At 44.9% G+C, this 14,446-nt stretch carries 10 protein-coding genes; 5 read left to right on the top strand and 5 right to left on the bottom strand.

Annotated features, from left to right (window positions below):
- The first annotated feature begins 259 nt into the window (after positions 1 to 259).
- Together B0I18_RS14520 and B0I18_RS14525 are read left to right on the top strand one after the other, a co-directional pair.
- On the top strand, positions 260 to 916 hold the full coding sequence (locus B0I18_RS14520; RefSeq protein WP_146146748.1) for a hypothetical protein: 657 nt from the start codon (positions 260 to 262) through the stop codon (positions 914 to 916).
- 135 nt (positions 917 to 1,051) lie between these two features.
- The gene (locus B0I18_RS14525; RefSeq protein WP_106523451.1) at positions 1,052 to 2,404 is read left to right on the top strand and encodes a HEPN domain-containing protein; all 1,353 of its coding nucleotides are present in this window, start codon (positions 1,052 to 1,054) and stop codon (positions 2,402 to 2,404) included.
- 512 nt (positions 2,405 to 2,916) lie between these two features.
- On the opposite strand, the gene B0I18_RS14530 is transcribed toward B0I18_RS14525, so the two are convergent.
- Both B0I18_RS14530 and B0I18_RS14535 read right to left on the bottom strand, forming a co-directional pair.
- A complete protein-coding gene (locus B0I18_RS14530) occupies positions 2,917 to 4,239 on the bottom strand; it encodes a T9SS type A sorting domain-containing protein (RefSeq protein ID WP_146146749.1) in 1,323 nt (440 codons plus the stop codon).
- A gap of 87 nt (positions 4,240 to 4,326) precedes the next feature.
- Positions 4,327 to 6,870: a T9SS type A sorting domain-containing protein gene (locus B0I18_RS14535; protein ID WP_106523453.1), complete on the bottom strand. Its 2,544-nt coding sequence runs from the start codon at positions 6,868 to 6,870 to the stop codon at positions 4,327 to 4,329.
- Positions 6,871 to 7,567: 697 nt separating this feature from the next.
- Between B0I18_RS14535 and B0I18_RS14545 the strand changes: the two genes are divergently transcribed.
- Positions 7,568 to 8,035, top strand: coding sequence for a hypothetical protein (locus B0I18_RS14545; RefSeq protein WP_106523455.1), 468 nt, complete (start codon positions 7,568 to 7,570; stop codon positions 8,033 to 8,035).
- 168 nt (positions 8,036 to 8,203) lie between these two features.
- Entirely contained in the window at positions 8,204 to 10,054 is a 1,851-nt protein-coding gene (locus B0I18_RS14550) for a sensor histidine kinase (RefSeq protein WP_106523456.1), read from the top strand.
- A gap of 314 nt (positions 10,055 to 10,368) precedes the next feature.
- On the opposite strand, the gene B0I18_RS14555 is transcribed toward B0I18_RS14550, so the two are convergent.
- Positions 10,369 to 10,932, bottom strand: coding sequence for a hypothetical protein (locus B0I18_RS14555; RefSeq protein WP_106523457.1), 564 nt, complete (start codon positions 10,930 to 10,932; stop codon positions 10,369 to 10,371).
- Between the two features lie 530 nt (positions 10,933 to 11,462).
- Here B0I18_RS14555 and B0I18_RS14560 point away from each other — a divergent pair.
- Positions 11,463 to 12,032 carry a hypothetical protein gene (locus tag B0I18_RS14560; protein ID WP_106523458.1) on the top strand — a complete coding sequence of 190 codons (570 nt, stop codon included), beginning with the start codon at positions 11,463 to 11,465 and terminating at the stop codon, positions 12,030 to 12,032.
- Positions 12,033 to 12,082: 50 nt separating this feature from the next.
- Here B0I18_RS14560 and B0I18_RS14565 read toward each other — a convergent pair whose 3' ends face one another.
- On the bottom strand, positions 12,083 to 12,736 hold the full coding sequence (locus tag B0I18_RS14565; protein ID WP_106523459.1) for a response regulator: 654 nt from the start codon (positions 12,734 to 12,736) through the stop codon (positions 12,083 to 12,085).
- Positions 12,723 to 14,369, bottom strand: coding sequence for a tetratricopeptide repeat-containing sensor histidine kinase (locus B0I18_RS14570; protein ID WP_181358478.1), 1,647 nt, complete (start codon positions 14,367 to 14,369; stop codon positions 12,723 to 12,725). The genes B0I18_RS14565 and B0I18_RS14570 overlap by 14 nt, the downstream gene beginning before the upstream one ends.
- Positions 14,370 to 14,446 lie beyond the last annotated feature (77 nt).

A 14,446-nucleotide genomic window follows, 5' to 3' on the forward strand; every position in this document is an offset into this window, starting at 1 on the left:
CAAAGGGCAAATCATGAAACGTACACGGTTTATAACATTAAAGATCTCGGGAATATAAACCGGAAGCGTTTGCAAAAGCCGGTGTACAAATATTGCCTACGCAATACAATGGTCAACGCAGGCAATGACTGATACCAATTGCGCCTAGTGAAACAGGCAACTTATCCGTATTGAATTTAATTAAGACCTCCAGATGACTTTACATTTTAGGTATTTTCGGGCGCAGGTGTTATTTTCGTCAGTTAACCATATAACTCAAATGAAAACAGAATCGGTAACGTATATGAATGTCGAGCTTGTCTTCCATGTTTATGAGGGAAAAGTTCAAGGGCTTAATAAATTTGTACAAACGGATACTCATGTATCAGGCGGTGGCGGAACTATCCGGACAGGATTTCTATCAGGTAAAGTATCCGGTACAACTAATCCCATTTCGTCAAGTACAACACACACATATATAACTGAATTTGCTGTCGTTGAAGAAGATGGTGCAGAAGCTTCCCTTACCCTTACCAACCTTCAGCTGGTATTACGCAATGATTTACCTATATCTGTTTGGGTGGAAGAGAAAACAAAATCAGTCCATAAAATTATTAATGCCAATTCGGGAGCAGCTGCAACCGTAAATAGTATAGAAAAGATACTCAAGAGAACGGACTATTATTTCAAACGATTTATTCAGAACAACACCGTTCCCAAATATATCTGGTGGTCCACGCTGTTAGTAATCACCCTTTATATCGCCTGGGTATTTTGGGATGTGTTCTCCCATAGACCAGGATTACTCACTATACTTATTGCTTTAGTATTTCTCCTGCCTCCTTATTTTCTTTACAAGATCGTAAAAAAGGCACTCAACCGGCAACTCACAAAAGGCTTAAAAGAACAGGTGGCAAAGCAAATGAACCAGATTTAAAGTCATGCACAAATACGCTTAGGAATCATATATTGATGGTTTCAAACAAGCCTCTGGCTTGCTGTTATCTCCTGTTTTTAAAACCGGTTCCTCAGAAAATTCGTTGGATAAAAACTACTACAAAATCTTTATTTCATGGCTAAGAGTATCAACCATCAAAGAAACTGCATTAATGCAGCTAATCGTTTTATAAACAATAAAGCACACTTTGAAGACTATAATGGATTTGAAGATTGGTATCTGGATGCGTCTGAAAAAGATGAGATAGCTACTAACAGAGAACTTACCTACTTGGATGCGATTAAAAGACACTTCAACATTGAATTAAGAAAGAAAGATTACTTTATTTCTTCAAGTGCTCTTGACGAAATTATATTTCATTGTATTCAAAATTCAAATCCCGAGGAATTTATAGCCGACGTTTTATCTCACATAGAATTGTATAAACTCAATGGAAAGTCTGTTGTAATATTTCCAGTCCACAATTTCGGTTTTCAATTTATCGGCTTTAATAATTTATTCAATAGAGCACTTACTACTCTTTCCTATGACAATTTTCTGATCACAACCCAAACTAATTCTCTTACTAAAACAATGCGCATTATTGATGATTTTTTGCGTAAGAAAATCGAAAAAAGATTAGATCAGGCATCGTTCGATCACTATTACAAATCGCGATCACTAAAATGGTTGGAGAGCAATCCCCTATTGTTGTTTAGTTTTAACTTTTCTCAACTAAATCCATATGAGAATCTAGCAATTATTTTAGAAAAGCTCTCTCATTTCACCAACCAACTGTACTTTTTAGCTGTGCTACGAAGCGGCAATTCGGACGTCGGAAGGCTCTTCTCAACCAAACAAATGAATAATTGGGAGACTCTTGACCTCAAGCACTTTCTTACGATTAATGGGTTCAACAACAAAATATTATGCAAGCCCATCCATTATAAGTACGACTTACTCTTCAATGAAATGCATTTAAACATTGATTTGCTTGCTACGAACAAAAGCATTTATCAATGGGAAAAGGAAGCTATAAATTGTTTGGATGAAATTTATGAGGGAAACAAATCCTTTTTATTAACCAAGCATTTAAGATACTCTGTTCATCACAAAATAAGCAACTCGCTAAAGTACTTTAGACGAAGCCTGAAATCTGTCAATGTTGAAGACAAAATTATTAATATCAATATAGCTATTGAGGCACTTCTTCTGGATAATGAAGGCGACAAAGTTCGAAAAATTTTTGTTCGACTGGCCAAATCTTTAAAATACTATAGGGATAAAAGCGCTGCTCTAATTGAGGTGGATAAGGTTATAAAAGAACGGAATAATATTGTCCATAATGCTACTATTGTGACACATGACATTAACTTCACTAAAATATATAGAATGTACTGCAAAGTTGTTGCATTTCTTACCAAGAACATTGGAAGTATAGATGGAACAAAGCCAAATAAGATGAGTATCTTTTTTGAGTCTACTTAGTATTTATTCGGTTTTGAGCCTTTTTTATACAAATGAGATAAAAAGAATTTATTACAGCTTTAAGCCCGAATCTGGTCGAATAGGAAAGCTTAACATTGTATCTGGACTAACGCCTTTTATTTTCTATAGTATTGGTGGTTATCCCGATCCTGTCTTATTGCTTCAATCTCTATTCCGGTATTTATAAGAAAGCCTGTTGTGCTAACCAATACCTACTTCTAGGATTGTTTTGGAACCGATTGTCCGGCTTATCAACCAAACGCGAACAACTAGTCTGGGGAACGTCTTTCCTGTACTACCGCAGCCACTACGCTTATTACTTAACTTATTTAGGTATTACCGATCCAAGCGGTATTTCTATACCATTCAACTCAGGGCGTGCTATAACGAATAGAGCCCCCGGGTAGACAACCGGGAGCTTTTTCACACCTTTAAGCGTATAACCTATGAGGTCATCATCTTAAAAACAATCTTACACCAGAAACACCTGACAACACCAGACAATGCTCCGGTTATCGCTGAACGGTGATCTTGACACTATGTACATCCCCCCCGGAAACGATGCGCAGGATATAGTTGCCGGAAGCCTGCTCCGGGAACTCAAGCCTGTTTTCAAGGGGGTGATAATTGACGTAGATATTCACCAGCTGGCCGCTTATGGTATATGCGCTGATATGGGTAATATTGTTGCCTTTTACTTGTACAACGCCATTTTTGGCGGGGTTGGGATATACTTCGATAGCAGATGCCGCGGCAAATGAGATGGCTTTAACTTCACTCAGGACGGACTTACCGTCTTTGTCGATTTGTTTCAGACGATAGTAGTTAAGACCAGCCAGCGGCTCGCTGTCTGTAAACTTATAGGACAACGCTGCGTTGCTGTTACCACCTGGCGCCTGTGCAGGCACGAAGCCTATTGGGCTGAAATTTTTCCCGTCGGCACTTCGCTCCACCTCGAATCCTTTGTTGCCTTGCTCATTGACCGTTCCCCATTTCAGCAGGGCGGTGGCGCCCTCTTTGGCTGCATTAAAATATTGCAGCGTTACCGGAAGCGATACCGGGGAAAACGAAAAATTGTCAAACAGGTAATAGGCGCCTTGTCCGTCGGGGAAGGAGGTTACGCCATGCCGGAACTGCCCGATCGTCATATACTGTTCGCCTCCTGTGGCCGTATATTGCAGCGTTACCATCACCCAGGTATTACGCGAACCGGCGCCATAGACATCCGTATTGCCGGCCGGGATGAATACCCTGCCCGATCCGAATGTATTTACAATGGAGGTGGCGCCAAAGCTCCCGGAGCCACTTTCGGTATTTGCTGTAGTTGGAGCGGCGACAGAAAACAGGGCCCCGATACTACCTTGCTCCGATAAGGGCAAATCGGTGTAATCTATAACCGGCAACATATTCGCAGGCGAAGCGCCATACAGGTGAGCCGTGTAAAAGGAAAAAGTATAGGTAACGCCGGCAGTAAGCGGTGCGGACAGCTGGGTGGTAATATACTCTTTATAGTTCGTTATTGTGGAGGGACTATAAGTCAGTTCCATATAACCTCCGGCAAAGCCGGTACCGCTATTGGCGCTTATTTTCGAATCAATATTATAACCGCAGCTATTAAAATAATCCGAGGTTCCGCCTGTTGGCCGCGCCCAGCCTGTTGCTCTCGATATTTGTGTCTGACCGGTAGGGCATGTACTCAATATCTCGAAGTCCGGGTTGACAATATTCTGGCCCCTGGCCAGAAAGCCCATAAAACATAAAACTATAGCGAGCGCCGGTTTTACAAGAGGCTGGTCGCCCGGCGGGGTGTTCTTTTTTATCTGTGTTCTTTTCATTTGCAAAAAGGTATTCTTAAAATACAAATAAGCAGGATGGTATAACCGGGCTAAACAGCCCGGGCGCTTTATCCTGCGCAGGATTTATTACCGGATAAGCGTGAGCTTTTTCGACAGCTTATCACCACGCGAAGTGATTATAACCAATTGATAAATCCCATTCCGGAAGTGCTGCAAATCGACGCTTGTATTGTTGCCTGTCGCCTTGAAGGAGCTCAGCAACTTACCCGTTGCATCATACAGGCTGATCGTTTCACCGGTATTCAATCCGCTGACGGTAATATAATCCGTTGCAGGGTTAGGGTAAATATGGATACCGGCAACGCCTTCGAATTGTACCTGCCGGATTACACTGTAATGATAGGACTGGTCATTATCTGTTAACCGGATACGGTAATAATTGGTACCCTGCTGTGGCTGCTCGTCGGTAAACCGGTAGTCCAGTCTGCCATTACTATTGCCGGATGCCGTAAGCGATTTTACAAAGCCGATCTCTTCCCAGCTTTTACCATTTGCACTACGCTCTATTCCGAAACCTGTATTATTTTGCTCCTGTACGGTAGCCCAATCCAATACTACATTACCAGCCCATCGCGTGGCATTAAAGCTTTCCCAGGCAACAGGTAAAGGACAGCTGATGTCTACGGCTACCGTATCAGCACTGATACAGCCGCCAAGTGGTGTTGTAATGGTCCAGGTAAATTTATAAGTGCCGGATTGGGTTAAACCCGAGACTGTGGTTATAGGCGAAGAAGCGCCGGAGAATACCGGCGTGGCGCCTGTGGGTGCGCTTACCGTAGCCCAATGCCCGGTACCGGCTCCTGAAGCATTACCCGCCAGCGATGCACTTTGGGTACAGCCCGGGTTCTGGTCGCTGCCGGCATTGGCATTGATCAGGCTTTCCACGTGTATCGTGAAGTCGGCCTGCAGTGTTCCGTTTATGTTGGAGCAGGCATACTCCTGGACAAGGAATGGTCCGTAGTTGCTGTTACCACCGCTGCTCACCGTCATGCGGAATACGTAGTCGCCGGTCTTATCCAGGTTAGCGATCACCGTACTGCTATCCGCAATCGTCCGCAAATTACTTGTGGTAAAGGTGGGTGTCGATGCACCGGCAGGCTTCGACAACACGGTAAAATTATAACGCCCGGGCAGCTCCTGTAAGTAGCTGCTGTTGACTACACCCTGGTACCGCGCAGGCAAAGGAACGGTCGCGGCAATGGTGCCATTACCCGGGTAACAGACACTGACATCCGGCATCGCAAAAGCAGGCCGGTTATTGTCGGAAATATGGATGTAATAGTTTTGTATCTGTCCGCAGTTGCCGCTGGCATTACGCACATACACATCAAAACTGTAAGTTCCAACGCGCCATCCACCTGCAGGTGGTGTTACCGTAGCGACCCTGTTATAGGTACCGGTACCGGATACAGTAACGGTAGGTGCGCCACCGGGAGGCATAATGCCGGATGGCGTAACATCGGTGATCGTGGTTGCCGGGTCTGCCGGGTCTATACTGAAATAAAAATTTTCGGGGGTACTGGTATTGGCAATGCCGCAATGCACCTCACCACCACTGCCGGCAAAAGAATAGATCGTTAACTGCTCGGGAGCCCCATGCCCCGCCGGCTGGAAGCTTACATCATTGGGCACTGTGCCGGAATAAACATAAGTCATATTGGGCGTTGTATAACTTCCGCAGCTATTGGTTACGGTCATGTTGAATACATAGGTACCCTGTACCGTTACGCCATTTAAGTAAACAAGATTGTCATCCAGCTTATCGAACGATATATTGGCCCCTGCAGGCTGGCTTACTGCGTTGAGCACGATCGTAGTGCCCGTACCTGCGGCGCCTGGCGTATTCGTGGCAAAATAAGGTGCAGCCGTCAGGTAGAAATAATGACCGGGATCGGAAGTACTGATGCACCTGCTGTCGCTGGCCGGGATATGGATAACCGGGTTAGGAATAAAGCGCACAACCGCTGTATCCTCATAGGTACAGATACCGTCGTTGGACGTAATTTTCAAAATAGCATAATATGAGGGATCGATCTCATGGTTGGCTTTATTGATCAGCGAAAAGGTAGGCGTAGCTACCGTTGCGCTGCTGAACTGTGCATTGGTAGTTTCTGTAGTGCCATACCGGTTCAGGCTGTAGATATTTACATGCCGCCATTGCCCGGTGAAGCCGGCCGGGATAACACCGGCCAGAGTCGTGGTGCCCGTAGTCGCACAAACACTGGTCCGGTCAGGACCGGCCGTAAAACTCGCGGGCTTCGGATGTGCCGTAATGGTTACCTGCGATTGCGCCGTGCCGGTGCCGCAGGCCTGGCTGAGCGTGAAGGTATAATTACCGTCGGCAGTCATGCCGGTAACGTTCGTGGTCAGGCTGTTCGGTGTTGCAATTACAGGGGTTACCGGTCCGCTGGTAAATACCCAGGTAGGTGTACCGGTACCGGCCTGCCCCGAAAAGCTGCCTGTTAATGTAGTACCGGAACCGCATATGGTCGCATTGCCGCCTGCGTTTACCGAACAGTTCTGTGCGGATGCCGAAGCCGCTATGCCCAGGAGTATAGCAGCAGTTCCCGTCGTTTTAATAAGCCTCAATAATGTACATGTTGGATTCATGGTGATCAGACAGGTTTTGAATTGTTGATGAAGAAATAAACAGCTTTTCAAAAAAGATCAGTGTCGGCTTCGGGATAAGGCGGTAATATTTTATCCTCATTGGTTCGGGACAAAAGTAGGATCTGAAAAATGATGATTCTTTATAACTTGAACCATTTGAGTGATGGAGTTGCTTATCCTGAATAGGCTATAACCGGGCATTACAGCTAAAAAGAGCAACAAAAAGCGGCAAGCGACAGCAGGTTAACAACCGGGATCGTCCTGTAAAGCAGCACGGAGCCTGTAACACCTCCGGCAGACCGGGCCGTATAGTACAAACTGGCCCAGCGAATAAAAAATGCCTTTATGCCTGTTGCGGAGGTCGCTGCACCGGGGTATATATTCAAAAAATGCTATTGTACTATTCAAATTGTTCTATACCAGGCAAGCGCGCTTAAAAAGAATATTATTTTAGTCCATCAGCTTAACGATTTAGTGTGTGCAACTGTAATGCTTAAGCGAAGCACGGGGGGACTTGTACGCTTTTGAAGATGCAGGCGCCATGTGTCAGAGAAACGGGCCACCCGATGGTCCGCTTCCTGGTACTATAAAACCAAAGCAGGCTTAGATTCCGGTGTCCCGATAATCGCTCCCTGCCCCCCTGTCCGACGGCCATTTCTTTTGCAGCCACTTTATCCCGCTATGGAAAAACAATGCGATGAATAAAAATTTACAAATCTCTGCTGTGCCCCTGGTCATAGCCAGCTGCTCCCAGATCATGCAACACGGTATACATCTTATACTGGGAAAGCTAGCAGGATCAATAAAAATCAAAGCGGCAAAAAACGATGAAGAGCTTATAAACGTTATGGGCAACGGCACAACCGGCATGCTGATCACCGACGGCACGCTGCCTTATCTTTGCGACAGAGGATTGGAGCCGGCTATACAGCCGGCACCGCCATGGCTAAAAGTGGCTATATACCGTAAGGCAAAAAACAGTCAAAACGAAGATTACTATTGTTTAACCAGTAAATTAGTCTACCTGGAAAGCGCATCCGGCATAACAGCCTTCCTGGATGCTATAACAACAATGCTGGTCTATCTTAAAAATCCGCTGCAAGAGGCTTCCGGGTGCCGCCGGAGCGAATTAAGTGCGTACCACCCTATCTCGTTTTCCTTATAAGTTCTTTGTCGCAATGCCCTGCCGGCAAACTACTTCCGGATGACGGCAAATGCTGCGCATTGCCGGCTTCGCCTGCCTGTTATATTACCGGTATTTTACTTTCTCGCATCGATACGTCATATTCTGGCTGGGTCTGGCTATTTTTGACGGCTAGTCAACCATAAACCAATGAAACACTTCTTTATCGTTTTACAGGCTACCCTGTATTTATTGCTAACCCAGGCGGTTTACGGGCAACCGGCCAAAGACTCGGCAACCCGGGTGCTATACCGTATATCCACAGCGTACCAAAAGGGACTGTTGCCAGAAAGTAGCTTCCTGGATACCGTACAGTTTACAATGCGTAAACTGTTGTCTGAAAACGTCATTTTCACCAATAAAGAGCTTTTAAAAATGCTGACGGTGTATCGTACGGCTATATGGAGCGATAAGAAGAATGAGGCGCATAAACGCGACTACTATGCTATATTGAGCAACCAGGCACAAATGGGAGATAGAAACGGGGAAATGTTGTATTACGCCGGCAAGTTCGATCAGCTGGAAAGAGAGACGAAGAACCGCAAGTCGCTTACCGCACTATCTGTCGTTGCCATCTACTATGACGGTCAACGCGCCAATGAAAAGTTAGCAGAGCTCTACAAAAAAGAAAAAAATTACCTGGCAGGTATACCCGGCATTGTCGATAGAGATCAACTGAATGTAAGCGATCTTGTTCAGGCAACGATTGCACTTGAATTGATGGCAAGGGCGCTTTATGAATTGAACGATACGATTGCCGGTGCGCAGGCAGAAACTACACTCGGGAAAATAGCGGTAATAGCTAAGGAAAAAGCGAAGGGCGCCCCCGATGTAATAGCAAGGGTCGATGCGACCCGGATCTTTTCCTTTTACCGGGGGGCTGTTGCCAAAAACGATCCCGGGCTCATGCAGGAGGCATTCCGCCGCATGGACGAATTCGTTGCAGACGCGCATACCCCCGGGTATATGAAACCCGGTATGGCCATAGCGGCCGCAGATGCGAAAACAGCTTACTATATCCATTATGCCCGTATCGATAGCGCCACTTATTACCTGGAACGTTACCAGGAATTCATGAACGGTAACCAGAATCTATACAATAGGTTTGTGGAAAAAAAATACTGGGCACGGCTGCTTTACATAGAAAAAAAGTACAAAGAAAGTGCAGACCTGTATGAAACCGCTATGAACATGCTGGACAGCTCCCGCACCTTAATCTCCAGGGACATCGGAGATATGATGTACGCGAGGGCGGAAAGTGAAGAACAGCAGCTATTGTTGGCCGAGGCTGAAATACAGAACAGGATAGCAGAAAAGAAGCTCCTGATCGGCGGTGCGACAGGCTCTATATTACTGGTCTGCGCATTTTTCCTCATAAGACACATACGCAGGAGACAAAAAGACAAGCTTTTGGAGTTTAAATTCAATATGGCGCGTAACATACACGATGAAACGAATCCCGCATTGCTCTATGCTTCAGCACTGGCCAAAGCATCGCGATCGACGGAGCATGCCGTTACAGCAAGTACAGAACTGGAACAGCATATCGGGCATATCATGGAGCTTATCCGGAGCCTGTCGCACGATCTGAAATCCGATAAACAGTATGTGTTGTACGACCTGGTAGCGATTATGAAGCAGACCCTGATCAAATTGAATGTCAGCGGCGACTTTTCATTCGATATACAGGCTGGTCCGGGGAAAAAGCGGTTTATCAGTCATTATCAGTTCTCCCAGTTAAGGTCCATTTTAAATGAGTGTATCACCAATTCCATCAAACATGCTTCGTTTGATAAAATAGATCTGGCATTTACCAATAAAGGCAACAAGCTTGTGATAAGGTACCGGGATAATGGCGCCGGCTGGCCAATGTCGCTGCAGACTGGCGGCATCGGCATCGACAATATGAAAGACCGTGTACGTCAGCTCAACGGAGAATTGGAAATAGCGAACGATTATCCGAACGGGTACCGGATTACCATTTCCTGCTTATTACGATAACGGTAGGCTACAAGAATCTGATGCGTATCAACTATTTTTCGGGATGAAGATAACGGAAAAGGAGTCGCCCAGCCTGCTGTTCTATCGGCGACAAATAAAAAGCCGCTTTTATACCTATTAGTTACGGGTCTCTTATTAAACACGCTCCCACTTATTATGAGCCGGTTTTTCGCTGTACCGGATGCATGAGCCGGCTTTTTATCGGGGTCGGGACTGGCCTTGGAAGTCATCGCCCTTGTGAAGGCGGACCGTAGCCGGAAAGGACGAAGCTGTAGCCCATCGGCAACGGGCTTGTAAACTCCTTATGCGAAGTCTTAATAACTTTCTGGATCAAACCACCTGGTGCCCACATTTACATTCAAATATATACTAAAGCCCGAATAGTCTGATTTGTTGATACAGTTATTATAGCCAACGTACAGACCGGCATAGTCAAATAGCGATAAGCCGATGTAAGGTGCAATGTTGACATAGGGATGAAGATAACTGAGGTCGAGCCGCGCAGCCACCACGAAAATGCGCCCCTCGACACTGACTTTAGGGCCAGCCCTGAACTTACCGTTGGTTACAAGACCACAAATGGATGTCGTAGCACCATATTCGTAAAATTCCGCAGACTCGCGAAAATTGATACCAACATCGAAGCTATGCCCTAAAGATTCGGAGAAGTCCAGGAGTTGATAGCCGATGCTTAAGCTTTTCATCTTGTCTGTTTCAAAGTTTGCAAAACTAATGTCTTTAGCCGATGCTGTAATGATGCTTGAGCTTTTCCTGTTGTATGCATTAAAAATCGCCCCTTCAGCATCTTTAGCTGAGGCCGGAAAAAGGTAACAACTCATCAACACGCCCGCTAACATCCTTTGTAATAATACAATCATAACGAAGGGTTTTTAGGAAACTAACCTACAAGGCTTTACCCGGAAAATTTACAGCGTTGATTATAGTTTTGAAGATCGATGCTCTTCCATGCCACAACCGCAGCCCCGGGGTTTGGAAGTATAACAGGAACTCATGACAAGGATTATAATTAATGCCACGAAAAGCGATGAGCGTTGTATGATGTTCTTCATTATAGCCAACTTGATAGATGAATAAAGATACATGATTATTTCACTTATGGTATTTTTCACCAGCAACATAAGTGCAATATTTATCAAAACATGCGGATTGGCTGATTGCGTGACCCTTAATATGCCAACCAGAGCCGTAGCATCCCGCTACGACTATCTTTACAAAGCTGGTTTATGCCGCCGTACAAAAGCCTTCTTTATCCCGCTCGGCATATGCCGGTAAGTAAAAAAACAAGGCACTTTAATTTTAAGATTTTTTATAGACCTGTCTTCCGCATATTGCAACGGTAAATGCTACATTTGAACGCAAAACAAAGCACAAACCAATCCGCGTAAATATGAGCAAGTTGTTTCCCGGTGTTCTTTTAGTATTTCTTTCGTTTAACTTTTTTGGTAGCCCACTTTTTGCGCAGACCTCAACAAAACCGGTACCTAAAAAAACTGACGTCAGCGCCATTCCGGTTTCCAACGCTGCACTCGGCGAATTTCCCTATATACAGTTGCCCGCAGGATTAAAGCTACTCAACAGCCAGGCCTATACGCATCAAATGGATTTTTTGTTTTTCCCGGTCGATGGGCAAATGCAACGCCTGGAAGGCAAGGTATGGCGGGCCTTTATTACCGATGACGGATCGGTAGGTAACGGATGGTCTTATGATTATTTTGAACGGAAAATAATTGCCGCGATAACACAACTCGGCGGGGTAAAACTATTTGCGGGAAAAGTGCGTAAGGCAGAGCTGGACCGTATCAAAGAGGATGCTACCTATTTTGGAGATGAAGGCTCGATAGACTACTGGAATAATAAGGTTTTGGTTTATATGATCCGGAGACAGGATGGACACAATATCTACTGCCAGTTTAGCGGCAATTCCGCAGGCGGACAATTACAGGTACTGCAGCAATGATGGTAAAGACGGTATTACAGATGCGGCAAAGCACCTTTTCCTAAGTTATTTTACCCTTCCATTCCATTATGAATAGCAAACTTAACCAGGCCCACAGTGCTTTTACAGCCTGTTTTTTCAAGAATATTCGTCCGGTGGTTATCTACCGTCTTTTTGCTGATGACCAGTTGCCGGGCAATTTCTTCACTTGTAAATTCCTTTACGATAAGCATCAGTATTTCTTTTTCCCTTGCCGATAAGTGGTTCATCTGCTCCTCTTGTATTTTCCGCTTATGGTATTGATTATAAATAATAGGTACTATATCCTGTGAAAAATAGGTGCCGCCATTCGTGATGCGGTGAATTGCTTTTAATAGCTCATCCTTACCCGCATTTTTTAAAATATAGCCGTCCGCTTCGGCAAAAACCGCCTCCTGTACCGCCGTAGCATTGTTGTACATCGACAGGACCAGTACCTGTATATGCGGGAACCGGTCTTTAACCATACGGCAAAGCTGCGTGCCACTGAGCAGGGGCATGCTTATATCGGTAAGTAATAATTGAAAATTATGCGGATCGGCCTCCAGCATTTCGTAGGCCATCTGCCCGTTGTTGGCCTCGGCCAGCACAACCAAATTATCTTCTTTACCGAGAATATCCTTCACACCATCGATCATCATCTGGTGGTCGTCAGCCAATAAGATGCCAATTTTAGTTTGCTCCATTTGAGGGTAAGGTTATTTCTATTTGTGTACCTGAAAGCTGTTCAGACTTTACGTTTATTTTCCCATCCAGCATATGCACTCTTGCATTAATATTTTTCCAGCCCATGCCTTTTGAATTATCGATATCCTTAAGGTCAATGCCACGGCCATTGTCGTTAACGGCGATCAAAACCTGGTTGTCTTTATACTTAACGGACAGGTTGATTTCACTTGCCCCGGCATGTTTCAGCATGTTATTCACCACCTCCTGTACAATGCGGTAAATAGAAAGCTCATTTTGCATTTCGAACTGTAAGGTTTGTATTTGTCCGGGAATATCAATATTCATTTTTGTAGTCCCGGAAGCATTTACTTTTTCAGCCAGGTTTTCCAATGCCCTGAGGATACCGAAATTGAGTTCCTGTGGCAGGAGGTTGTGCGAAACATAACGTACCTCGTCTATAGTTTTGTCCGTAAGTGCCATCGCTTTTTGTACCGCTACATCACCGGTTTCCAACGTAGATAAACTCATTTTTACCAGGGAAAGCATTTGCCCTACCCCATCGTGCAAATCGCGGGCAATACGTATGCGTTCGTTTTGTTCGCCATCGAACAATGCTTTTGTTTCTGCCGCCTGCCGGTTAAAGATTTCCCGTTGTAACTTTTGCTCCTGCCGGCTTTTATTCAGCGCGAAAATAAAACAGGTTGCAATACAGCCAGCCAGCAGCCCTATGCCCCCCACCCATAACCATTGCTCTCGCTTAGCTATTTCCTGTTTTTGTTGTTCAATAATGGCCTGCTTTTTCCCTGCCTGGTATTTTTCCTGTAAGTTAAGCATGGCTGTTGTCTTTTCCTCATTCAGCAGCGAGTCTTTCAAAGCCATGTACTTTTCAAGAAACGCCAGAGCTGGCTTATATTGCTGCATATCTTTTTTCAGCAAATAAGCATACTCGTAGGCATCCAGTAATTTTTCGGGACTCTCACTTTTTTGCGCATAGTATAACGCCGAATCTAAAAAGCTATTGGCAGGCAAATATTTCTTTTGAATACGGTATACGTCTGTAAAGTTCCCGTACACCGTCGCTTTATGATAATCCAGGCCCCAGCCGGGCGGGTTTTCCCGGAGGCTTTCCAGAGAGCGGCTCAGATAATGAATAGCGGAATCCGTTCGTCCTGATTTCTTATAAGTATTCCCCAGGTTATTATAGGTGGAGTGCACTCTGTTCCCGGCGTAAGGCAATGCCTGCAGATGCGTGTGTATGGCTTTTTCGTATTCCTTATTATCGTCGTAGTTAATGGCCAGTACATTAAACGCATCCCAGCGGTAATAGTCTTTAACCGCGGGATGCGTGGCAGCGGTTTTTAAAGCTGCACGGGCATATTCAATCCCCTTTGCGTAGTTTTTAGCATCGTGGAATGCATTGGAAATACTTACATAAGCTGATACAACCATGTCGATATCGCCTGCCTTTTCAAAATCCTGAACACTCTGGTTCAGATATAGAAAACCGTTTTCAAAATCATAGCGCCGGCTAAACAATATACCCATATTAAGCGCAGCGTAACCTTTCCACAAATAGTTTTTTGCATGCACAAAATAGTGTTGGGCCTTATCGTACCATGCAACAGCTTCATCTGTTTTTTTTAATGCCATACGGGTAGTACTGATCAGCGTAGCACCCCTGCCCATATAGTCTTCATTGCTTAATTGTCGGGCCCGTAGAAAAAAAA

This window comes from Taibaiella chishuiensis (genome assembly GCF_003014535.1).
In the GTDB taxonomy this organism is placed as follows: Bacteria; Bacteroidota; Bacteroidia; order Chitinophagales; family Chitinophagaceae; genus Taibaiella; species Taibaiella chishuiensis.